Below are 19,484 nucleotides of genomic sequence, written 5' to 3'. Positions count from 1 at the left end.
GCGGCGCTCCCGGCCGTTGGTGTGTCCAGCAGCCTGCACACGCTGCGGAGTTGATTGGTGGTGCGCTGTAGTCAGACTTGCGCATCAAGTGATGGAGCACAAGTCCCATGAATAAGATCAAGGGCGGGTATGCAGGCGATCCGGGGCAGACGAGCGAGCGGGTTTGGTGCAGAATCACGACATGCCTCGATTCACGCCAGCGACTCCCCGCTCTCGACGGCTCGGCCGGGAGCTGCGCAAGATCCGCGAGACCAAGGGTCTTACCGGCGAGGAGACAGCGAAGCTCGTCCGCTGCTCGTCGTCACGGATCAGCCGGATCGAGTCCGGCGAGATCAAGCCTCGTGCCGGCGACGTCATGGAATTGCTGGTCGCGTACGGCATCAGGATCGACGAGGAGCCCGGCACGTCGCTGCTGGAACAGGCGCGCGACCTGCGCGAGGAAGGGTGGTGGCAGCGTCTCGGCGGCCGGTACGCGACGTACATCGCCTACGAGGAGGAGGCCGCCGAGCTGAAGAACTTCGAGCCGATGTTGGTGCCGGGGCTGTTGCAGACCGAGCGGTACGCCCGCGAGGTCAACGCCATCGGCCGCGAGTCCGACAAGGACACCATCAACCAGCGAGTTGCCGCCCGGATGACCCGACAGGAGGTGCTGCACCGGCAGCCGACGCCGCTGCGGATGCACGCCATCCTGTCCGAGGCAGCCGTGCGCACGGAGGTCGGCGGCCCGGATGTCCTGCGCGAGCAGCTTGACCACCTGGTCACGTTGAGCCGACTGCCCAACGTCACGATCCAGGTCCTCCGCTTCGAGGCCGGCGCTCACCTCGCAATCAGCAGCGGATTCGCCCTGCTGACCTTCGAGCAGGACGATCCGCCGCTGGGCTACATCGAGACCCTTGCCGGCGAGCTGTTCCTCGAATCGAGCCGCGATCTGGTGCGGCTCTCGGCCGCGTACGACAATCTGAGGACGCTGGCACGATCGCCGGCTGAGTCCGTCAAGTTGATGAAGGAGCTGAGCAAGCATGGAGCGCAACACTTGGCGTAAGTCGAGCCGCTCGGGCAACAACGGCCAGTGCGTCGAGGTGCGCGACCGGGGTGCTCGGGTCGACGTACGCGACTCCAAGGCCCCCACCACCGGGACGCTGAGCTTCGACCCGGCCGCGTGGACCGCCTTCACCGGCAGCCTCAAGACCGACGGCACCCGCCCATAACTCGCAGCCACCGTGGCGGCTCTTCTTCGCAGCAGTCGCCACGGTAGGCCCGGCGGATTTGGGGGCGTCACAGGTCGAACCGTGATTCCACCCCCACCTCGGCCTTCGGCCGGTGGCCCTACGGCGACTCGACTCCGGCGATCCGGTACTTGCCGACTTCCGCGGACCGGATCGGCGGGGTCTGCGGATCCGGCCCGCCGCCGTCGCGGAAGTGGTGGAGATCCGCGTCGGACTCCCACCGCTCGTAGATGTTGATTCGATCCGGCTCGATCGGGTCCGCCGACTGGACGAAGTCGAGACAGCCCTGCGCGGATCGCGCCCGCCCGGTGACGTCGGCGACGGCGGCAAGGTACTGCTCGCGGTCGGCAGGGTCGAGGTGGAGCGTCCCGGCGATGATCAGCACTCGTTCCTCCTGGTACGTGCTCGGCCGTCGGCCCCTCGGCGATTCCCTGCATGCTCGCACGTCCGGTGGAGATGAGGCGCGACGAGAGACCCAGCCTGCGGTGATCGTCAACTCTGTGCTCGACCCATGGTCTGCCCGCGTTGCCTGGCCGCCAGCGGCGGCAGCGGCAGAACTGGGCCCGCACCGCGCCCCGCCCCTGACGGTCGCGGCGAACAGGGGGCCGGGGGATTTACGACCGGCGCAACGGGTACCGGGCCAGGCATGCGGATCGTGGTGGTGGGTGCGAGCGGGAACGCCGGTACCGCCCTGTTGCGCCGGCTGCGCCGGGAGCGGGACGTGGAGCTGGTCGGGGTGGCCCGCCGGCTGCCCGGGCCGAACGCCGGCGAGCCGTACGACGGACTGGAGTGGCACTCCTGCGACATCGGGGCGGCGGGCGCGGCCGACCAACTGGCGGCGGTCTTCGCCGGGGCGGACGCGGTGGTGCACCTGGCCTGGCAGATCCAGCCCAGCCACGACCAGCGGGCGCTGCACCGGACCAACGTCGGCGGCAGCCGGGCCGTGGTCGACGGGGTGCTCCGCGCGAAGGTGCCCGCCCTCGTGTACGCCTCCTCCGTGGGCGCGTACGCCTCCGGCCCGAAGGACCACCCGGTCAGCGAGCGCTGGCCGGTGACCGGGGTGCCCGGCTCGTCGTACAGCCGGGACAAGGCGGAGGTGGAGGCGCTGCTCGAACAGGTCGAGCGGGATCATCCGGAGCTGCGGGTGGTGCGGATGCGGCCGGGGCTGATCTTCCAGCGGGACGCCGGCACCGAGATCACCCGCTACTTCCTCGGGCCGCTGGCCCCGGTGCGCCTGCTCCGGTACGGCCGCATCCCGCTGGTGCCCAGCCACCGTCGGCTGCGGATGCAGGCGGTGCACGCCGACGACGTGGCCGACGCGTACGCCCGGGCGCTGCTCGGCGACGCGCGCGGCGCGTTCAACCTGGCGGCCGATCCGGTGCTCACGCCGGAACTGGTTGCCCGGCACTTCCACGGCTGGACGGTGCCGGTGGCCGCCCCGCTGCTGCGTGGCGCGGCGGCGCTGACCTGGCTGGCCCGGCTGCAACCGGTCGACGCCGGCTGGGTGGAGCTGGGCCTGAACGCGCCGCTGATGTCCAGTGCGCGGGCCGAGGCCGAGCTGGGCTGGCAGCCGAGGGTGGACGCGCTGGCCGCCCTGCGCGACCTCTTCGCCGGCATGGCCCACGGCGGCCACACCGCCAGCCCGCCGATGTCCGCCGACCCGGATCTTCCGGGCCGCCCGGCCGGCCTGCTGAAGGCCTGCCCCGCCGGGCACGGCAACCCGTACTGACCGCCCGTCGCCGCCCATCCACGCCGGAGGGTTCAGGCGTGGGACAGGGCGAAGGCCACCAGGAAGCCCAGCACCGTGATCAGGCCGACCAGCAGGTGGGCGTCCTCGAACGCCTCGGGGACCATGGTGTCGGTGATCATGGCGAGGATCGCGCCGGCCGCCAGCGCGGTGATCGAGGCGAGCACCTCCGGGGGCGCGCCGCCCAACAGGGTGTGTCCGGCCAGCGCCGCGAGGCCGCTCACCAGGGCGATCCCGGTCCACAGGAGGAAGACGTACCGGCGGGTGCGGCCGGCCCGGCGCATCCCCGCCGCGCTGGACAGCCCCTCCGGCACGTTGCTGAGGAACACCGCGATCACCGTGACCGCGCTGACCGCGCCGCCGGTGAGCAGGCTCGCGCCGATCACCACGGACTCGGGGATGCCGTCGAGCAGCGCCCCCACCGCCATCGCCGAACCGGACCCGGGCTCCTGCCCCTCCGAGGGCTGGTCGCCGGAGCGCTTGCGGTGCCGCGCGCCGCGCCGGGCCAGCAGCACGTTCGCCCCGGTGTACGCCAGCGCGCCGCCTGCCGCCCCGATCGCCGTCGGCAGCAGCCCGCCCTGCTCGTGCGCCTCGGCGACCAGCTCGAAGGAGACCGCGGAGAGCAGCACCCCCGCCCCGAAGGCCATGACGGACGCGACGACCCGTCGCGGGACCGGCACGAACCAGCCCAGCGCCGCCCCGACCAGCAGGGCCGACCCGGCCAGCAGACCCCAGCCGCCCGCCTGCAACCACTCCGGCATTCGCGGAACGCTACCCGAACGCCGGGCGGCGGAAACAGGTCAGAAGTCCGCGTACAGGTAGGGGAGTCGGCGGGGGAAGAGGCGGCGCAGTTCGACGGCGGCGTCGGCCGGCACCTGGCCGAGGCCGCGGACGTCCACCTCCGCCGGGTCCAGCACCCCGTACGCCAGGGCGGAGAGCCCGGCCGCGGTGAGCGTGGCGGTCGGCGCGGCACCGGTGGCGGCGTCGGCCACCAGTTCCAGCCGGCCGGTGGTGCCGTCGAGCAGGTGACTGCCGCCCAGCCAGCGGTCCCCGGTCAGCGAGATCCGGGCCCGGCCGGGCCCGGCGGGGAGGCCGGACAGCGCGTCCAGCGAGAGCAGCCGGGCCATCGGCGCCGCCGACCCCGGCCGGGCGACCCGGGCCTCCACGTGCACGGCCAGGTCGGTGAGCCACAGCTCGGGCAGCTCGTCGGCGGCCACCCGCAGCCGCACCCGGCCGACCTGGTCGACGTGCCGGGCCAGGAACTGAAGGATCAGCGCCCGGGCGTACGGGTCGGCGACCAGCAGGTCGTCGCCGGCCAGCTCGCCGCCGTGGTCGTCGATCCGGTACGTCAGCACGCCGACCGTCGCGCCGTCGACGCGGGCGGTGACCAGCCACCGGTCGTCGTCGTCGCGCAGCCACACCGCCCGGGTCTCGGGGAAGAGCGCGAAGCCGTGCCGCTCGGCCAGGCAGCGCTCGGTGAAGGCGCGGTGCGCGGCGTACCCGGTGCCGGTCCGTTCCCAGCTCAGCTCGCCGGGCAGGTCGGCGCGCAGCAGCGGGGCCAGGTCCGCCGGCGTGAAGGTGACCGTGCGGGACCGGGGCAGCCCGACGTAGCCGAACCGCTCGTAGAACGAGGCGCGGAACGGGTACAACGCGCTGACCAGGTGCCCCTCGTCGCGCATCTCGTCGAGCAGCCGGTGCAGCAGGGCCCGGACGTGCCCGCGTCGGCGGGCCAGCGGATGGGTGGCCACCCCGGCGACGCCCGCCATCGGCAGCACCGCGCCGCGCAGGTTCTGCCGCATCGGGATGGCGGAGACCACGGCGAGGGTCTCGCCGCCCTCCTCGGCGATCAGGGTGCGGTTGGCCTCGCCGTACGGCAGGTAGCGGCCGAACTCCTCGGCCCGCTCGGGTCGCTTCGGCGACGCCTCGAAGGCGTACGCCTGGAGCGGGAAGGAGGTGCTGGAGCGCTCGGTGTTGGTCACCCGCCGGATATGCATCCCCCATCCCAACCCGCCCGCCGGGCCGGCGCAACCACATTCGCGGGGGTGAGCGGTCAGGCCGCGGTGACGTCGGAGACGACGACGGTGACGTTGTCCGGGGCACCGGCCTGGTGGGCGAGCTTCACGAGCTGCTCGCCGCAGTGCTGACGGTCGCCGTACATGGCCAGGGCGGCGGCGATCGACCCGTCGTCCACGTAGTCCGACAGGCCGTCGCTGCACAGCAGCAGCCGGTCGCCGGCGAAGACGGTGAGCGCGCCGACCGCCGGGGGCGCGTCCGCACCCTGCACGGCCCGGGTCACCAGCGAGCGCTGCGGATGGTGCCGGGCCTGGGCCGGGGAGAGCGCGCCCTGGTCGACCAGCGTCTGGACGAAGGTGTCGTCCCGGGTGAGCTGGGTCAACTCGTTGTCCCGCAGCAGGTAGCAGCGGGAGTCCCCGACCTGGGCGAGGACCAGCACGTCCCCGGCGAGCAGACCGGCCGTGAGGGTGGTGCCCATGCCCTCGCGGGCCGGGTCGACGGAGATGGCGGCCCGGATGCGCCGGTTGGCGGTGCTCACGACGGACCGTAGCGCGTCGGTGGCGCCCTCGGTGGTGGCCGGCGGGTTCAGCTCGTCGAGGATCCGGATGACGATCTCGCTCGCCACCTCGCCGGCCGGCAGGCCACCCATGCCGTCGGCGACCGCGACCAGACGGTCACCGGCGAGGGCGGAGTCCTCGTTATTGGTCCGGACCAGGCCGACATCGTTGAGGATTGCCGAGCGGAGGATCAGTTTCATACGACAAGCTTGCCAAGAAGACCCTCCCGCCGTCTCTACGCACTACTGCGTAGGGTGAAAAGAATGATGCCGGTCCCCATGGTCGGGCGTGCCGGTGAGCTTGCCGAGCTCGACCGGGCGTGGTCCACACTGGCGCTCGGCGGTCGGCCCGGCCCAGCGGTCGCGGTGCTCACCGGCGCGGCGGGCGTCGGCAAGAGCCTGCTGGTGGCGGCGGCCCTGGACGGCTTCGCGCCCCGCCCGGCGGTGGTGCTCAGCGGGGCCGCGCGGGTGCACAGCCCGGCCCCGTACAACTGGCTCGCCGCAGTGCTCAGCGGGCGGGACACCAGCCGCCTCGACCTGCCGCCCGACGCGCTCGCCTGGCTCGCCCAGCAGCCCACCGCCCCCCGCGAACGGTACGCCCCGGGCACGCTGCTGCGGCTGGCCGTGCGTACGGTCCGGCTGCTGGTCGGCGTCGGCCCGGCGGTGCTGGTGGTGGAGGACCTGCACGCCCTCGACCCGGCCAGCCTGAACCTGGTCGGCGAGCTGGCCACCGCGCCCGACCTGCCGGCGCTGCTGCTGGTGGCGAGCCGGCCCGCGGCGGACGCGGTGGCACCGGACCTCGCCGCCCGCGTCCTGTCCCGGTTCTGCGGGGTACGCGGCGCCGTCCGCCAGCACCTCGGCCCGCTCGGCCCGGCCGAGGTCGCCGAGGTGCTGGACCAGGTGTACGCGGGGACGCGCCCGTCGCGCCGGCTGGCGGCCTCTGTGTGGCGGCGGACCGGCGGCAACCCGTATCTGCTGACCGAGTTGCTCGCCGCGCACTCCGGCCAGGGGCCGGACGCCCTGCTGCGCCGGCCGCTGTCGGAGCACCCGGGCGCCCCCGCGCCGCGCGCCGCGGCCCCGCCCGACGCGGCGTACCCGCCCGCTGCCCTGCTTTCGGCCGACCTGCTCCCGGCCGACGCCGAGCTGACCGGTCGGGAGGTCGAGGTGCTCGCCTGCCTGGTCGCGGGGATGTCCAACAAGCAGGCCGCCCGGACGCTGGGGATCTCGGTGCGGACGGTGGCCGTGCACGTGTCCAACCTGCTGCGCAAGACCGGGTCGGCGTCGCGCACCGAGGCGGCGCTCTGGGCCGTCCAGCACCGGCTTCCGGCCCGGCAGGCCTGACTCCGGTCCCGGACCCGGCAGTGCGGCCGGCGCGGCGGTGCGGTACGGGTGCGGCGGCGGGCGGTCAGTGGCGGGGGTAGCGCAGCAGGAGGCTCGCCCACACCTCCTCGTCGCCGACCGCCGCGTAGCTGTGCGGCACGTCCGAGGTCCAGCGCAGGTGACCGCCGACGCCGGCGGTCAGCGGGGCGTCCACCGGCCCGGCGCGGAGCACCCCGGCGAAGACCGTGATGTGTTCGGTGACCCCCTGCTGGTGCGCGGGCGAGAGCTGGCCGGGCCCGGGGGCGACGCGCATCCGGTACAGCTCGTACGTCGCGTCGGTGTCGGTGAAGACCTCCAACAGGGTGGCGCTCACCGCCGCGCCCCGGACCGTCGGGGTCGCCGCCGGCCCGGCGAGTACGGCGGTCAGCGGCACCCCGAGCTGGGCGGTGATCGCGTAGAGCGTCTCCAGCGTGGGGTTGCGGGTGTTGTTCTCCAGGCCGGAGAGGGTGGCCTTTCCGACCCCGGCCAGCCGGGCCAGGGTGGACAGCGACATCCCCCGCTCCTCGCGCAGGGCGCGCACCCGGCGGCCCACCGTCTCGGCGCCGGTGTCGACGCCCCTTCCCCGGGCTGGTGCTGACGGTTCCACCCCGCTATGGTGCTACACGCTTCCGTTCCGTAAACGGAACAGTGGAGGGGGAGACGTGGCCGGCCTGCTGCAACCCGTGCTCGCCGGGCTGGTGACCGCGCTCGTGGGCTTCGCCAGCTCGTTCACCGTGGTGCTCGCCGGGCTGCGCGCCGTCGGCGCCGACGAGAGTCAGGCCGCCTCCGGGCTGCTCGCGGTCAGCGTCGCGTCCGGTGTCTGCGCGGTGTGGCTGGGGCTGCGGCACCGGCTGCCGATGGCGATCGCCTGGTCCACCCCCGGCGCCGCGCTGCTGGCGGCCACCGGTCCGGTCCCCGGCGGCTGGCCGGCGGCGGTCGGCGCGTTCGTCGTGTGCGGGGTGCTGATCGTCGCCGCCGGGCTCTTCCCGGCGCTGGGCCGGGCGGTGGCCGCCATCCCCGGCCCGATCGCCAGCGCGATGCTGGCCGGCGTGCTCCTGCCGCTGTGCACCGCGCCGGTCCGCGCCCTGGTCGAGGTGCCGGCGCTGGCCGCGCCGGTGGTCGTCACCTGGCTGGTCCTGCACCGGTTCGCCCGCCGTTGGGCGGTGCCCGCCGCGCTGGTGGTGGCCGCGGTCGCCATCGCGCTGACCACGCCGGGCGGGATCGGCGCGCACGGCCTGAAGCCGGTGTTCACCCTCACCGCGCCCGAGTGGACGGTCCCGGCGGTGGTCGGGCTGGCGCTCCCGCTCTTCCTGGTCACCATGGCCGCGCAGAACGTCCCCGGGATGGCGGTGCTGCGCGGCTACGGCTACCGGCCGCCGCTCGGCGCTGCGCTGCGCGTCACCGGCCTGGCCAGCGCCCTCGGCGCCCCGGTCGGCGGGCACGCGGTCAACCTGGCCGCGATCACCGCCGCGCTGGCCGCCGGCCCGGACGCCCATCCGGACCCGGAGCGCCGCTGGGTCGCCTCGGTCACCGCCGGGGTGGGGTTGGCCCTGCTCGGCCTCGGCGCGGGCGTCGCCACCACCCTGGTGCTGCTCTCCCCGCCGGTGCTGATCGAGGCGGTGGCCGGGCTCGCGCTGCTCGCCGCGCTGGCCGGCGCGGTGTCGGCGGCGGTCGCCGACCCGCAGGCGCGGGAGGCCGCCGTGGTGACCTTCGTGGTGACCGCCTCCGGGGTGAGCCTGCTCGGCGTCGGCGGCGCGTTCTGGGGGCTGCTCGCCGGCTGGCTGATGCTGCTCCTCTTCCGCCGCCGCCCGACCCCGGACGCCGCGACCCCGGACGCCGCGACCCCGGACGCCCCGACCCCGCGCGGCTCGACCCCGGCCCCGGACGCCCCGGCCCTGCCCGTCCCGACCCCGGCTTCCCGGGCGGGCGAGTAGGCCGACCGCACGTCGGGGAGACGGTGGGGATCAGTCCGCCTCGGCGGACACGCCGACCTCCATGATCCGTAGCCGGACCCCTGACACGTTCTCCTCGACCATGCGGCGCAGCGCGCGGGCGTGGTCGAGGGTGTCGAGGGTGATCAGCACGTGGGCGGCCTCCCGGTCGGCGTCGTCCAGCCCCCACCAGCCGCGCACGAACCCGGGGCTGCGCCGCACCACGTCCGCCATGTGCGCGAACCGGGCCCGTTGCTCGTCCGCGTCGACCGCCTCGGCCTGCTGCTCCCCGATCAGGATGTACATCGGTCCACCATAGGGGCTGGCCTATTCCTCCGCGGGGAGGCTCGTGGCGGGGACGTCGAGGCGTACCCGGCCGTCGGTGACGCCGGCGATCTGGTCGGCCAGCACGTAGACGGCGCCGGTCGGGGCGAGGTCGGTGGAGACCTTCAGGTAGCCGGTGCGCAGCAGGCGGGCGGCCAGGTCGGCCGGCACGTCCGGCTCCTCGACCGCCGCCGACTCGATCAACTCGTCCAGGCTGCCGCCGGGGTCCGCGGCCGGCGCCTGGACGGTCACCGCGTTCGGGTCGCCCCGCTGGACGAGGTCCACGGTGCCGACCTCCGCCCCGGTCACGTCGACCACCGGCATCCCGGTGGTGACGCGGGAGATGGTCGCCTGCTGATCGGTGCGCTGCTGCTCCATCCTGGCGCGGTTCCCGGGCCGGCCGCCGGCTAAACGCCGCCCCGGTCAGGGGCGTGCGTCCGGCGTCGGCTGCCACGCGTCCGGCGGGCGGGGGGACAGCTCGCGCCAGCCGTCGGCCCCGGCGAGCAGCGCGCGGACGGTCTCCTCCGCCTCCTCGACGCTCGGGTACTCGTAGAACTGGGAGACGCCCTCTGCGCCGCCGGCCCGCTGCTCGACGTGCCACCGGTCGCCGTTCACCCGGAGGAAGACGTCCCGCCGCGCCAGCCGCCCCCACTTGCCGTTCCACCAGTGCTTCCGCTGCTCCATGACGGGACCCTATCGAACACGTGTGCGAAACAGGTCGGCCCCCACGGGAATCCCGTGGGGGCCGATGTGCTGCCGGGTGGGCCGGCGCGGGGGCCCTGGCTCGGCGGCGGTGTCCCGGGGGCTCAGCGCGGGGCCGGGGGCTCCGGGCGGCGGCCGAGCACGTCGTCCAGGGCGCCCCGCTGCTGGCCCGGGGTGGCGTGGCCGGCGGCGACCAGCGCGTCCCGGATCTCGGTGAGCAGCTTGACCTCCTCGCTGGGGGCCGAGGGCGGCGGCTCCTCGCCGCGCTTGCGTCGCTCGGCGAGCCTGTTCATCGGGTAGACGACCAGGAAGTACAGCGCCGCCGCGGTGAGCGCGAAGGTGATCGCCGCGTTGACGAACGCCACCCAGTCGAACGGGATGTCCCGGAACTTCGGCGTCGAACCGCTGAGGCCCTTCGGATTGCCGGTGATCAGCACGATTAGCACCCTGACCAGCGGTTCCAGGAACGACTTGGTGAGCTGGGTGACCACGCCCGTGAACGCGGCGCCGATGACGACGCCGACCGCGAGGTCGACGACGTTTCCGCGCATGATGAAGTCTTTGAAGCCCTTGAGCATCCGTACTCCCGTGGTGTCCGGTTAACCGTCCCGGGCAACCTATGCCCCCGGGGAGGGCTCCAGAAAAGCACCGGCCTCGCGGGCCGCCGCACCGGGGTCGCCGTCGCGGATCGCGTCCACCAGCCGGGCGTGGTCCACGTACCGCTCGGGTTCCAGCGTGTCGCCCATCGCCTGGGTGATCGTGCTACGCAGCGCCGTGCCGACCGAGGCGTACAGCTCGGCGAGCATGCCGTTGTGCGCGGCGGCCACCACCACCGTGTGCAGCGCCGCGTCCGCCTCGACGAACTCGCCGACCCGGCCCGCGTGCCAGGCGGCCTCCCGGGCGGTGAGCGCGCCGTCGAGGGCGGCCAGGTCCTCCGGGGTACGCCGCAGCGCGGCGAGCCGGGCGGCCTCCACCTCGAAGGCGCGGCGCACCTCGATCACCTCGGCCATCCGGTCGTCGGTGAGTCGGCGGGCCACCACCGGGGCCAGTTCGTCGGTCGACACCACGTACGTGCCGGAGCCCTGGCGGCACTCCAGCACCCCGCCGTGCACCAGGGCGCGGACCGCCTCGCGGACTGTGTTGCGCCCCACCCCGAGCGCGGCGACGAGCTGTGGTTCGGTCGGGATGCGCCCGCCCACCGGCCACTCCCCGCCGAGGATGCGGGACCGGAGCTGCTCGATCGTCTGCCGGACCCGGTGGCCACGGGGCGGCACGGGCACGGAATTCACCGGCGGTGTCACTGGTTACATCACCCGTCCGCAATTCATCCCATGATTGTAGGTTGAAGGCCATGACCCCGCCACCGACCGCCACCGAGGACCCCGTCACCGTGCCCGACCGGCCCAGCCCGACCGCCGCCATGCCCCCGGCCACCGACGCCGCAACGGCCCCGGTCCCGACGCGGCGGCCGGCAACCGGCGGGCTGCTGGTGCTGGTCGGCATGCTGCTGGTCGCGCTCAACCTGCGTGCCGCCGTGACCAGCCTCGGTGCCCTGCTCGACGAGGTCCGCACCGGCCTCGGGCTCTCCGGGGCGATGGCCGGGTTCGTCACCACGCTGCCGACGATCGCGTTCGCCGGGCTCGGCGCGCTGACCCCGTGGCTGGTCCGCCGGTTCGCCCCGGCCCGGGTGCTGGTGGTCGCCATGGCGTCCCTGGCCGTCGGGCAGGTGCTGCGGGTGGTCACCGACTCGGCGCTGGTCTTCGTGGCCACCAGCGCGCTCGCGCTGGCCGGCATCGCGGTGGCGAACATCCTGCTGCCCATGCTGGTCAAGCAGCACTTCCCGCACCGCACCGGGCTGGTCACCGGGGCGTACACGATGACGCTGACGGTGGGGACGACGGTGGCCGCCGCCTCGGCCGTGCCGATCGCGCACGCCTTCGGCTCCTGGCGGGCGGGGCTCGGCGTCTGGGCCGCGCTGGCCGCGGTGGCCGTACTCCCGTGGGTGCCCCTGGCGCTGCGGGCCCGCGCCGCGCGCCGGGCCGGTACCCCGACGGTGGCCGCCGCCGCGCCGGCCCGGGTCCAGCCGGCGCGGACCCGGCTCGGCTGGGCGATGGCAATCTACTTCGGGGCGCAGTCGCTGAGCGGGTACGCGATCATGGGCTGGCTGGCCCAGCTCTTCCGGGACGCCGAGTTCGCGCCGGAGACGGCCGGGCTGCTGCTGGCCGGGGTGACCGCGCTCGGCGTACCGGTCGCGCTGCTGATGCCGGCGCTGGCCGGCCGGCTGCGGACGCTGCGTCCGCTGGTGCTCGGGCTGACCGCGTTCTCCACGGCGGCCTACCTGGGGCTGGCGATCGCGCCGCACGACGCCGCGCTGCTCTGGATCGCCCTGCTCGCCCTCGGCCAGGGCGCGTTCCCGCTGATCCTGACCACCATCGGGCTGCGCGCCCGCACTGCCGAGGGGACGGTGGCGCTGTCCGCCTTCGCGCAGAGCACCGGGTACGTGATCGCCGCGCTCGGTCCACTGCTGGTCGGCATCCTCTACGAGGCGACCGGCGGGTGGACCGCGCCGATCGGCTTCCTGCTCGCCGCCCTGGCCGTGCAGACCGTCGCGGGCCTGGCGATCGCTCGTCCCCGGTTCATCGAGGACGAACGCTGAGAGGACGAGCGCTGAGAGGGCGGGTCAGGAGGAGGCCGGCGTGGGATTGCCCGCGACGGCCTGCTCGACCGTCGGGTAGGTGTGCAGCACCTCGACCAGCCCGCTGACCTCCAGGATGCGCAGCACGCCGCGCTGCGGTGCCGCCAGCCGGACCACGCCGCCGGCCTCGTCGCAGCCGTTCTTGGCGCGTACGAAAACGGACAGCCCGGTCGAGTCGCAGAACGAGACGTCGGCCAGGTCGAAGACGAGGCGGCTGCGACCCTTGTCGAGCAGATCCGTGATCTGGTCCTGGAGCTGCGGTGCCGTCGCCATGTCCAGCTCGCCCGCGACCGATACGACGACGACGTCGCCGTGCTGTTCCGTGTGTACCGTCAAGGACATTGGGACCTCCTGTGATCGGTGGAACGGTATCCCACGTTCGGGGTTCGCCGCTGAAGGGAAGCGGCGGCCGTGTCCCCCGTCATTTCTTTGCCTTGTGGCAATTAGTTGCTGGGTACCCGGTGGTACAGTCCGGCCGGTCCAGGTCAGAGGGAGGATGCCGTGGCATTGAACGCGGAAGAAAGCGGTCGGCTGGCCGGTCTGCTGAGCGAGCATGCCGAGCGGGTCACACAGCGCTGGACGGAGATCGCCACCGGGTCGCTGCGCGGCCGACTCAGTCAGGCCGAGCTGCGCCGCCAAGTGCAGGAGCTGCACCGTGCCATGGTGGAGGCGGGGCGGCACGGCGCGTTCGATCTTGAGTCGGATTCGGCCGGTGAGCTGCGCGCCGTGCTCGCAGAGCTGTCCAGGGGCCGGGCCCGGCAGGGGTTCACCGCCACCGAGACGGCGGTCAGCGTGTACGCCGTCAAGGACGTCCTGCTGGAGCTGATGGAGGCCGACGGGGGCGACGCCAGCCTCCGCGACTACGTGGCCTTCTCCTCGCTGGTCGACCAGATGGGGCTGTTCACCTTCGAGAGCTTCGTCCGCACCCGGGAGGGCCTGATCGCGGACCAGGCCGAGCAGCTCCTCGAACTCTCCACCCCGGTCGTCAAGATCTGGGAGGGCGTGGTGGCCGTGCCGCTGGTCGGCACGCTCGACTCGGCCCGGGCCCAGGTGGTGATGGAGCGGCTGCTCCAGACCCTGATCGACACCAGCTCGCCGTACGCGATCATCGACATCACCGGCGTGCCGGCGGTGGACACCCAGGTCGCCCAGCACATCCTCAAGACGGTGGTGGCCGCCCGGCTGATGGGCGCCGACTGCATCATCTCCGGCATCCGCCCGCAGATCGCCCAGACCATCGTCGCGCTCGGCATCGAGTTCGGCGACATCGCCACCAAGGCCACCCTGGCCGACGCGCTGCGCCACGTGTTGCGGTTGAGCGGGGCGGCGAACGCCCGCCGGAATCCGCGACGGGAGTTCTGATGGAGCGGGTTCCGGTCCTGAAGATCGGCGACATCCTGCTCGTGTCGATTCAGGTCGACATGTCCGACCAGACGGCGGTCCAGCTCCAGGAGGACCTGGCCGAGCGGATCGTCGCCACCGGCTGCCACGGCGTGATCATCGACATCACGGCGCTGGACATCGTCGACTCGTTCGTCGGCCGGATGCTGTCCACCATCGCCTCGATCTCCAAGGTGCTCGACGCCGAGACGGTGGTGGTCGGGATGCGTCCCGCCGTCGCCATCACCCTGGTCGAGCTGGGCCTGTCGCTGAACGGCATCCGTACCGCCCTGAACGTCGAGCGCGGCATGGAGCTGATCGCGGCGGCCGGGCACGACGACTACGACTTCGCCGTCGACGACGAGACGGACGACGAGACGACGGCCACGGCATGACCACTGGTATCGACCTGGGCCACCCGCAGGCGCAGGCGATCCAGAGCGACGAGGACGTGGTGCGGGTCCGCCAACTGGTACGGACGGTGGCGGTGGCGGCCCGGCTCTCCCTGGTCGACCAGACGAAGCTGGTCACCGCGGCCAGCGAACTGGCGCGCAACACCCTGGTCTACGGCGGGGGCGGCGAGGCCGAGGTGACCACCATCGACAACGGCCTGCGGCGAGGCATCCGAATCGTCTTCGCCGACGACGGCCCAGGCATCGTCGACCTGGGCCTCGCCCTCACCGACGGCTACACCACCGGTGGGGGCCTCGGCCTCGGCCTGAGCGGCTCCCGCCGACTGGTCGACGAGTTCGACATCGTCACCGGGCCGGGTCAGGGGACCCGGATCACGATCACCAAGTGGTCCCGATGATCGCCGAAGACCTGTCCGACCACGGGCTGTGGTTCCGGGTGGAGAGTGGCAGCGCGGCCAGCGCGGCCCGGCGGGCCGCCGAGCGGTTGGGCCGGCAGCTCGAGATCGGTGAGGCCCGCACGGCCGACCTGGCGATCGTCGCCGCCGAGCTGACCAGCAATTTGGTCAAGCACGCCGAGGACGGGGTGCTGCTGCTGCGCCCGGTGCGCCGGGACGGACAGGCCGGCGTCGAACTGGTCGCGATCGACTCCGGGCCCGGCATGGCCGACCTGACCGTGTCCTCCCGGGACGGGCACTCCACCGCCGGGACCCTCGGCATCGGTCTCGGCGCCATCACACGTCAAACCGACTGGTTCGACGGCTACTCCCGGCCCGGCAGGGGCACCGTGCTGGCCGTGCAGGTCTGGCCTCAGGGCCCCCACCCGGAGCTGTCCTGGGTCGGCGCGCTCACCCGGCCGATCACCGGCGAGTCGGTCAGCGGCGACGGGTACGCCCTCCGGATCGCCGATGGGCGGCAACAGGTGCTGACCTGCGACGGTCTCGGCCACGGGCCGCTGGCGGCGGCGGCCACCGACGCGGCGCTGGCCGCGTTCCGGACCGCCCCGGCCGGGCCGCCGGCGGCGGTGGTGCAGCACCTGCACCGGTCGATGTCGCACACCCGGGGGGCGGCGCTGGCCGTCGCCGAACTGGACTCGGACGCCGGCCTGCTGCGGTTCGCCGGGCTGGGCAACATCTCCGCCTCCGTGGTGGCCGAGGGTGAACGGCGGCGGGGGCTGGTCTCCCTGCCCGGGATCGCCGGCCATCAGCGACCCGTCATCCGCGAGTACGACTATCCCTTCCCGGCCGGAGCGTCGCTGGTGATGCACAGTGACGGGGTGGTGGACCGCTGGCAGCTCGACGACTATCCCGGGCTGCTCCGCAGCGGTCCGCTCGTGATGGCCGCGACGCTGCTGCGCGACGCGGGGCTGCGCCGGGACGACGCCTGCGTCCTGGTCGCCCGGGCGGCGTGGTGACCGGGTCGCCGCTGCTCCAGATGGCGCTGCGGGTCGAACACGACATCTTCGTGGTTCGGCAGCGCGGCCGGGAGGTGGCCGAGGCGGTCGGCCTGGAACACCAGGACCAGATCCGGCTTGCCACCGCCCTCAGCGAGGTGGCCCGGGACCTGCTGCACGCCGCCGGCGGTGCGGACGTCACCTTCACCGTCGACCTCGACGGGCAGGGCCCACCGCGGGTGCGGGTGGACCTGGCCCCGGTGCGCCCGCTGCCCGACGGCCGGTACGAGCCGCACTCCGGCGCGGTGGCGCGACTGGTGGACATGTTGGGCGTGGTGGACCGGGAGGGCGATACGGTCGTGAGGATGTCCCGACGTGTCCCCGCAAGCGCGCGGGCGCTGACCCCGGAGCGAATCGCCGAGCTGCGTGCCGAGCTCGGCAGCAGCGCTCCCGGCAGCGCCCTGGACGAGCTCGCCTCGCAGAACGAGCAGCTCATCGCCGCCCTGGACGAGGTGCGCAGCCAGCGCGACGAGCTGGCCGTGCTCAACGAGGAACTCCAGGAGACCAACCATGGCGTGATGGCCCTGTACAACCAGCTCACCGAGGAGCTGGAGGAGACCAACCGGGGCGTGGTCGCGCTCTACGCCGAGCTGGACGAGAAGTCCGTCCAGCTCCGTTCGGCCAGCGAGTCGAAGAGCCGGTTCCTGGCCAACGTCAGCCACGAGCTGCGCGCCCCGGTGACCGCGGTCATCGGGCTGAGCAGGCTGCTGGCCGACTCCGCGTCCGACCCGCTGACCGAGGAACAGGCCCAGCAGGTCGGGCTGATCCGCTCCTCGGCCACCGACCTGCTTGGCCTGGTCAACGAGCTGCTCGACCTGGCCAAGGCCGAGTCCGGGCGGCTGGAGCCGAACTGGGCCGAGGTGGACCTGCGGGCGGTCTTCGGCCAGTTGCGCGGCACCCTGCGCGCGCTGTCCAAGACGGATGTCGAGCTGGTGGTGGAGGACCCGCCCCCGCCGGGGACGCTCCGCTCCGACGAGGTGCTGCTCGCCCAGGTGCTGCGCAACCTGCTGCACAACGGGCTGAAGTTCACCGAGCGGGGCGAGGTCCGGCTGCGGGCGGAGGTTCGCGACGAGCGGTGGTGGCTGTCGGTCGCCGACACCGGCGCCGGCATCGCCCCGGAGCTGCACGATCGGATCTTCGAGGAGTTCTACCAGGTGCCGGGGAGCCCGCGGATCGGCGGCACCGGCCTCGGCCTGCCGTACGCCCGCCGGGTGGTGCGCCTGCTCGGCGGCACCCTGGAACTGACCAGCGAGCCCGGCCGGGGCAGCACCTTCACGGTCACCCTGCCGATCGGCGAAGGGTGACCGCGGCGGGCGGTCCGGCGACCGTACTGGTGGTCGACGACAGCCCCACGAAGCGGTACCTGCTGGTGAGCTGGCTCAGCCGGGCCGGCTTCGCGACGCTGGAGGCGGAGACCGGTGGGGAGGCGCTGGCCCGGGTCGGGGTGGACCAGATCGACCTGGTCGTGCTCGACGTCCGGCTGCCCGACCTGATGGGGTTCGAGGTCTGCGAACGGATCAAGAAGGCGCATCCGGCGATGCCGGTGATCCACGTGTCGGCGCACGCCGTCGACGTGGCGGACCGGGCCCAGGGCCTGACCCGGGGCGCGGACGCCTACCTGGCCGAGCCGATCGAGCCGGAGGAACTGGTCGCCACCGCCCACGCGGTGCTGCGCTACTACCGGGCCCGGCAGCGCGCCGAGCTGCTCGCCGAGCGGCTCACCGGGCTGGCCGAGACGACCGTGGCGGTGCACGCCGCGCCGAACTTCCCCCGGCTGCTGACGTCGGCGGCGGCCGGCGCCGCCCGGATCTTCAAGGGACCCGCGGCGGTGGTGGCGGAGACCTTCGACGGTGACTGCATCGCCGGAATCTGCGCCGGCCCGGGGGACGAACCCCGGATCGTGCCATGGGTCGTCGACGACTCCGGGGTGCCGACCGGCTCCACGGTGTGGGTGGACGACCCCGGCAACTGGGGCCTGGTCGACTGGCCCGACGGAGACCGGGTGACCGTGGCCGCGGCGAAGCTGCGCGAGGACCGGGCACCGCTCTACGTGGTGGTGCCGACGCACACCCAGACCGCCGGGACGCCGGTGCTGGTACAGGTCGCCCAGGCCGTCGCGGCGGCGGTGGAGGCGCAGCGCTCCTTCGACGAGGAGCACCGCATCGCCGTCACCCTGCAACGCAGCCTGCTGCCCCGCCGGATCCCGGAGATCGTCGGGCTCGACCTCGCCGTCCGGTACGAGCCGGCCAGCGCGCAGACCGAGGTGGGCGGCGACTTCTACGAGCTGGTGATGCTGGACGGCCACCTGCTGATGGCGATCGGCGACGTCGCCGGGCACTCCCTGCACGCCGCGACGGTGATGGCGGAGCTGCGGCACGCGGTGCGCGCGTACGCCGTCGAGGGGCACCAGCCGGGCGCGATCCTGCACCGGGTCAACGAGCTGATGCTGACGCTGCTGCGCAACGAGCTGGCCACCATCTGCCTGCTGCTGCTGGAGCCGAACTCCGGCCACGTCCGGCTGGCCAGCGCCGGTCACCTGCCGGCGCTGATCAGCCTGGACGGCACGGTGGAGTACGTCCAGCACTCGGCCCCGCTGCTCGGCGTCCGCGCGGCCCGCCCCGAAGACCTTGAGTTCGTGCTGCCGGCCGGGGCGACGCTGGTGCTCTACACCGACGGGCTGATCGAGCGGCGGGACACCACGATCGACGAGGGGCTGGCCGCACTGGCCAGTTGCGCCGAGGTGGTGGACGCCGACCTGGACGCGTTCTGCCGGCGACTGCTGGTCGAGCTGGCCCCCACCGAGATCAACGACGACGTCGCCGTGGTCGCCCTCCGCCGCCGCCGGTAAGGAAGCCCCTTCCCTACCGGGCTGACGCCGGCCGGCTGAGCGACCGGGCGTACGCGGTCGGGGAGATCCCGGTTGCGGCGGTGAACTCGCGGACCAGGTGGGCCTGGTCGGCGTAGCCGAGGTCGGCGGCGAGGGCCGCCCAGTCCACCGGCCCACCGGCGGCCTGCTCGATCGCCTCCTGGACGCGGTACCGCCGGATCACCCACTTCGGGCCGACGCCCACCTGGTCGAGGAAGAGCCGTTGCAGCCGCCGGGTGGTGGTCCCGTGTCGCCGGGCCAGGTCGTCGACCCGCAGCACGCCCCGGTCGACGCGGATCTCCTCGGCCAGCGCCATCGCCTCCGCCGTCGACGGGTCGGGGCGCGGGTTCCAGGCGAGCAGGAGGTCGTCCAGGGCGGCGCAGCGCTCGTCGTCCGTACCGGCGCAGGGCCGCCGGCCCGCGACGAGGCCGGCGGCGAGCGGGCGGCGCTCGCCGGTCAGCTCGGCGACCGGCCGCCGCCAGAACGGCCGGAAGCCGCCCGGCCGGAACTGCACTCCACTGACCCCGCCGGTGCCGGTCAGGGTGATCCGGAACAGTTCCCGCCCGACGCCGGCCACCTCGGCGGTCTCCCGACTGTCGCCGCCGCTGTGCTGGAACACCAGATTGACCGCCGGGTGCGGGAGCACCCGCTGCTCGAACGGCTCGTCCAGCTCCCAGTCGATCAGCCAGTAGAGCTCGACGTACGGGCGCAGCGCGGCGGCGGGCAGCCGGCGGCGGAAGCGGACCTCGCGCAGCAGCCGACGGGGGTCGAGGATGCCCCGGCTGTCCCCGCGCGGCTGGTGTCGCATTTCTTCAAGACCAC

24 protein-coding genes are annotated in these 19,484 nt (G+C 73.7%); 12 read left to right on the top strand and 12 right to left on the bottom strand.

Translation table 11 applies throughout. The features are described from left to right. The first annotated feature begins 181 nt into the window (after positions 1–181). On the top strand, positions 182–1,042 hold the full coding sequence (locus OG559_RS10370) for a DUF5753 domain-containing protein (RefSeq protein WP_405114668.1): 861 nt from the start codon (positions 182–184) through the stop codon (positions 1,040–1,042). Further along, positions 1,020–1,208, top strand: coding sequence for a DUF397 domain-containing protein (locus tag OG559_RS10365; protein WP_405114666.1), 189 nt, complete (start codon positions 1,020–1,022; stop codon positions 1,206–1,208). Before OG559_RS10370 ends, OG559_RS10365 begins: the two co-directional genes overlap by 23 nt. Before the next feature lie 118 nt (positions 1,209–1,326). Here OG559_RS10365 and OG559_RS10360 read toward each other — a convergent pair whose 3' ends face one another. After that, on the bottom strand, positions 1,327–1,611 hold the full coding sequence (locus OG559_RS10360) for a putative quinol monooxygenase (RefSeq protein WP_405114663.1): 285 nt from the start codon (positions 1,609–1,611) through the stop codon (positions 1,327–1,329). Positions 1,612–1,872: 261 nt separating this feature from the next. Between OG559_RS10360 and OG559_RS10355 the strand changes: the two genes are divergently transcribed. Beyond that, complete coding sequence (locus tag OG559_RS10355) at positions 1,873–2,955, top strand: NAD-dependent epimerase/dehydratase family protein (protein ID WP_405114661.1); 1,083 nt, start codon at positions 1,873–1,875, stop codon at positions 2,953–2,955. A gap of 32 nt (positions 2,956–2,987) precedes the next feature. Here OG559_RS10355 and OG559_RS10350 read toward each other — a convergent pair whose 3' ends face one another. Genes OG559_RS10350 through OG559_RS10340 form a run of 3 tightly spaced genes read right to left on the bottom strand, consistent with a single transcriptional unit; the run spans position 2,988 to position 5,743 of the window. Further along, on the bottom strand, positions 2,988–3,734 hold the full coding sequence (locus OG559_RS10350) for a ZIP family metal transporter (RefSeq protein ID WP_405114659.1): 747 nt from the start codon (positions 3,732–3,734) through the stop codon (positions 2,988–2,990). Positions 3,735–3,773: 39 nt separating this feature from the next. Further along, positions 3,774–4,967 (bottom strand): enhanced intracellular survival protein Eis, encoded by a 1,194-nt coding sequence (locus tag OG559_RS10345; RefSeq protein ID WP_405114657.1) that lies wholly within the window; start codon positions 4,965–4,967, stop codon positions 3,774–3,776. 56 nt (positions 4,968–5,023) lie between these two features. After that, positions 5,024–5,743, bottom strand: coding sequence for a PP2C family protein-serine/threonine phosphatase (locus OG559_RS10340; protein WP_405114655.1), 720 nt, complete (start codon positions 5,741–5,743; stop codon positions 5,024–5,026). A gap of 63 nt (positions 5,744–5,806) precedes the next feature. On the opposite strand from OG559_RS10340, the gene OG559_RS10335 reads away from it, so the two are divergent. Further along, positions 5,807–6,883, top strand: a complete 1,077-nt coding sequence (locus OG559_RS10335) for a LuxR C-terminal-related transcriptional regulator (protein ID WP_405114653.1) — start codon at positions 5,807–5,809, stop codon at positions 6,881–6,883. A gap of 64 nt (positions 6,884–6,947) precedes the next feature. Here OG559_RS10335 and OG559_RS10330 read toward each other — a convergent pair whose 3' ends face one another. Continuing rightward, on the bottom strand, positions 6,948–7,508 hold the full coding sequence (locus OG559_RS10330; RefSeq protein ID WP_405114651.1) for a helix-turn-helix domain-containing protein: 561 nt from the start codon (positions 7,506–7,508) through the stop codon (positions 6,948–6,950). A gap of 55 nt (positions 7,509–7,563) precedes the next feature. On the opposite strand from OG559_RS10330, the gene OG559_RS10325 reads away from it, so the two are divergent. After that, entirely contained in the window at positions 7,564–8,835 is a 1,272-nt protein-coding gene (locus OG559_RS10325; protein ID WP_405114649.1) for a benzoate/H(+) symporter BenE family transporter, read from the top strand. 30 nt (positions 8,836–8,865) lie between these two features. On the opposite strand, the gene OG559_RS10320 is transcribed toward OG559_RS10325, so the two are convergent. The 5 genes from OG559_RS10320 to OG559_RS10300 form a co-directional block, all read right to left on the bottom strand. Further along, positions 8,866–9,138, bottom strand: coding sequence for a hypothetical protein (locus OG559_RS10320; protein ID WP_405114648.1), 273 nt, complete (start codon positions 9,136–9,138; stop codon positions 8,866–8,868). A gap of 21 nt (positions 9,139–9,159) precedes the next feature. Further along, positions 9,160–9,534 carry a hypothetical protein gene (locus OG559_RS10315; RefSeq protein WP_405114646.1) on the bottom strand — a complete coding sequence of 125 codons (375 nt, stop codon included), beginning with the start codon at positions 9,532–9,534 and terminating at the stop codon, positions 9,160–9,162. A 45-nt stretch (positions 9,535–9,579) separates the two neighbouring features. After that, positions 9,580–9,840: a hypothetical protein gene (locus tag OG559_RS10310; protein WP_396671616.1), complete on the bottom strand. Its 261-nt coding sequence runs from the start codon at positions 9,838–9,840 to the stop codon at positions 9,580–9,582. A gap of 122 nt (positions 9,841–9,962) precedes the next feature. Further along, the gene (gene mscL, locus OG559_RS10305) at positions 9,963–10,436 is read right to left on the bottom strand and encodes a large conductance mechanosensitive channel protein MscL (protein WP_405114644.1); all 474 of its coding nucleotides are present in this window, start codon (positions 10,434–10,436) and stop codon (positions 9,963–9,965) included. 39 nt (positions 10,437–10,475) lie between these two features. Next, positions 10,476–11,159, bottom strand: coding sequence for a FadR/GntR family transcriptional regulator (locus tag OG559_RS10300; RefSeq protein WP_405114642.1), 684 nt, complete (start codon positions 11,157–11,159; stop codon positions 10,476–10,478). Between the two features lie 119 nt (positions 11,160–11,278). On the opposite strand from OG559_RS10300, the gene OG559_RS10295 reads away from it, so the two are divergent. After that, entirely contained in the window at positions 11,279–12,514 is a 1,236-nt protein-coding gene (locus tag OG559_RS10295) for an MFS transporter (RefSeq protein ID WP_405116549.1), read from the top strand. Between the two features lie 24 nt (positions 12,515–12,538). Here OG559_RS10295 and OG559_RS10290 read toward each other — a convergent pair whose 3' ends face one another. Continuing rightward, entirely contained in the window at positions 12,539–12,895 is a 357-nt protein-coding gene (locus OG559_RS10290) for an STAS domain-containing protein (RefSeq protein WP_405114640.1), read from the bottom strand. Positions 12,896–13,054: 159 nt separating this feature from the next. Here OG559_RS10290 and OG559_RS10285 point away from each other — a divergent pair, with 159 nt between their 5' ends. The 6 genes from OG559_RS10285 to OG559_RS10260 are packed head-to-tail and all read left to right on the top strand — an operon-like array spanning position 13,055 to position 18,644. Continuing rightward, entirely contained in the window at positions 13,055–13,915 is an 861-nt protein-coding gene (locus tag OG559_RS10285) for an STAS domain-containing protein (RefSeq protein ID WP_405114638.1), read from the top strand. After that, positions 13,915–14,328, top strand: coding sequence for an STAS domain-containing protein (locus OG559_RS10280; RefSeq protein ID WP_405114636.1), 414 nt, complete (start codon positions 13,915–13,917; stop codon positions 14,326–14,328). The genes OG559_RS10285 and OG559_RS10280 overlap by 1 nt, the downstream gene beginning before the upstream one ends. After that, entirely contained in the window at positions 14,325–14,744 is a 420-nt protein-coding gene (locus OG559_RS10275; RefSeq protein WP_405114634.1) for an ATP-binding protein, read from the top strand. The genes OG559_RS10280 and OG559_RS10275 overlap by 4 nt, the downstream gene beginning before the upstream one ends. After that, entirely contained in the window at positions 14,741–15,757 is a 1,017-nt protein-coding gene (locus OG559_RS10270) for a SpoIIE family protein phosphatase (RefSeq protein WP_405114632.1), read from the top strand. The genes OG559_RS10275 and OG559_RS10270 overlap by 4 nt, the downstream gene beginning before the upstream one ends. Positions 15,758–15,777: 20 nt before the next feature. After that, complete coding sequence (locus tag OG559_RS10265) at positions 15,778–17,100, top strand: sensor histidine kinase (RefSeq protein ID WP_405116547.1); 1,323 nt, start codon at positions 15,778–15,780, stop codon at positions 17,098–17,100. Next, entirely contained in the window at positions 17,097–18,644 is a 1,548-nt protein-coding gene (locus OG559_RS10260; RefSeq protein WP_405114630.1) for a SpoIIE family protein phosphatase, read from the top strand. The genes OG559_RS10265 and OG559_RS10260 overlap by 4 nt, the downstream gene beginning before the upstream one ends. Before the next feature lie 13 nt (positions 18,645–18,657). Here the strand turns inward: OG559_RS10260 and OG559_RS10255 are convergent, their stop codons facing one another. Next, the gene (locus OG559_RS10255) at positions 18,658–19,470 is read right to left on the bottom strand and encodes a DUF6597 domain-containing transcriptional factor (RefSeq protein ID WP_405114629.1); all 813 of its coding nucleotides are present in this window, start codon (positions 19,468–19,470) and stop codon (positions 18,658–18,660) included. Positions 19,471–19,484 lie beyond the last annotated feature (14 nt).

Source organism: Micromonospora sp. NBC_01405, assembly GCF_045040155.1.
Taxonomy (GTDB): domain Bacteria; phylum Actinomycetota; class Actinomycetes; order Mycobacteriales; family Micromonosporaceae; genus Micromonospora.
This window is presented reverse-complemented; position numbering and strand designations above follow the sequence as displayed.

Bases quoted from the DNA above. Each gene is read 5' to 3' on its own strand.
- OG559_RS10350 (WP_405114659.1), bottom strand. From the start codon at position 3,734: ATGCCGGAGTGGTTGCAGGCGGGCGGCTGGGGTCTGCTGGCCGGGTCG.
- OG559_RS10365 (WP_405114666.1), top strand. From the start codon at position 1,020: ATGGAGCGCAACACTTGGCGTAAGTCGAGCCGCTCGGGCAACAACGGC.
- OG559_RS10345 (WP_405114657.1), bottom strand. From the start codon at position 4,967: ATGCATATCCGGCGGGTGACCAACACCGAGCGCTCCAGCACCTCCTTC.
- OG559_RS10370 (WP_405114668.1), top strand. From the start codon at position 182: ATGCCTCGATTCACGCCAGCGACTCCCCGCTCTCGACGGCTCGGCCGG.
- OG559_RS10270 (WP_405114632.1), top strand. From the start codon at position 14,741: ATGATCGCCGAAGACCTGTCCGACCACGGGCTGTGGTTCCGGGTGGAG.
- OG559_RS10265 (WP_405116547.1), top strand. From the start codon at position 15,778: ATGGCGCTGCGGGTCGAACACGACATCTTCGTGGTTCGGCAGCGCGGC.
- OG559_RS10335 (WP_405114653.1), top strand. From the start codon at position 5,807: ATGATGCCGGTCCCCATGGTCGGGCGTGCCGGTGAGCTTGCCGAGCTC.
- OG559_RS10340 (WP_405114655.1), bottom strand. From the start codon at position 5,743: ATGAAACTGATCCTCCGCTCGGCAATCCTCAACGATGTCGGCCTGGTC.
- OG559_RS10290 (WP_405114640.1), bottom strand. From the start codon at position 12,895: ATGTCCTTGACGGTACACACGGAACAGCACGGCGACGTCGTCGTCGTA.
- OG559_RS10280 (WP_405114636.1), top strand. From the start codon at position 13,915: ATGGAGCGGGTTCCGGTCCTGAAGATCGGCGACATCCTGCTCGTGTCG.
- OG559_RS10275 (WP_405114634.1), top strand. From the start codon at position 14,325: ATGACCACTGGTATCGACCTGGGCCACCCGCAGGCGCAGGCGATCCAG.
- OG559_RS10315 (WP_405114646.1), bottom strand. From the start codon at position 9,534: ATGGAGCAGCAGCGCACCGATCAGCAGGCGACCATCTCCCGCGTCACC.
- OG559_RS10320 (WP_405114648.1), bottom strand. From the start codon at position 9,138: ATGTACATCCTGATCGGGGAGCAGCAGGCCGAGGCGGTCGACGCGGAC.
- OG559_RS10255 (WP_405114629.1), bottom strand. From the start codon at position 19,470: ATGCGACACCAGCCGCGCGGGGACAGCCGGGGCATCCTCGACCCCCGT.
- OG559_RS10310 (WP_396671616.1), bottom strand. From the start codon at position 9,840: ATGGAGCAGCGGAAGCACTGGTGGAACGGCAAGTGGGGGCGGCTGGCG.
- OG559_RS10295 (WP_405116549.1), top strand. From the start codon at position 11,279: ATGCCCCCGGCCACCGACGCCGCAACGGCCCCGGTCCCGACGCGGCGG.
- OG559_RS10355 (WP_405114661.1), top strand. From the start codon at position 1,873: ATGCGGATCGTGGTGGTGGGTGCGAGCGGGAACGCCGGTACCGCCCTG.
- mscL (WP_405114644.1), bottom strand. From the start codon at position 10,436: ATGCTCAAGGGCTTCAAAGACTTCATCATGCGCGGAAACGTCGTCGAC.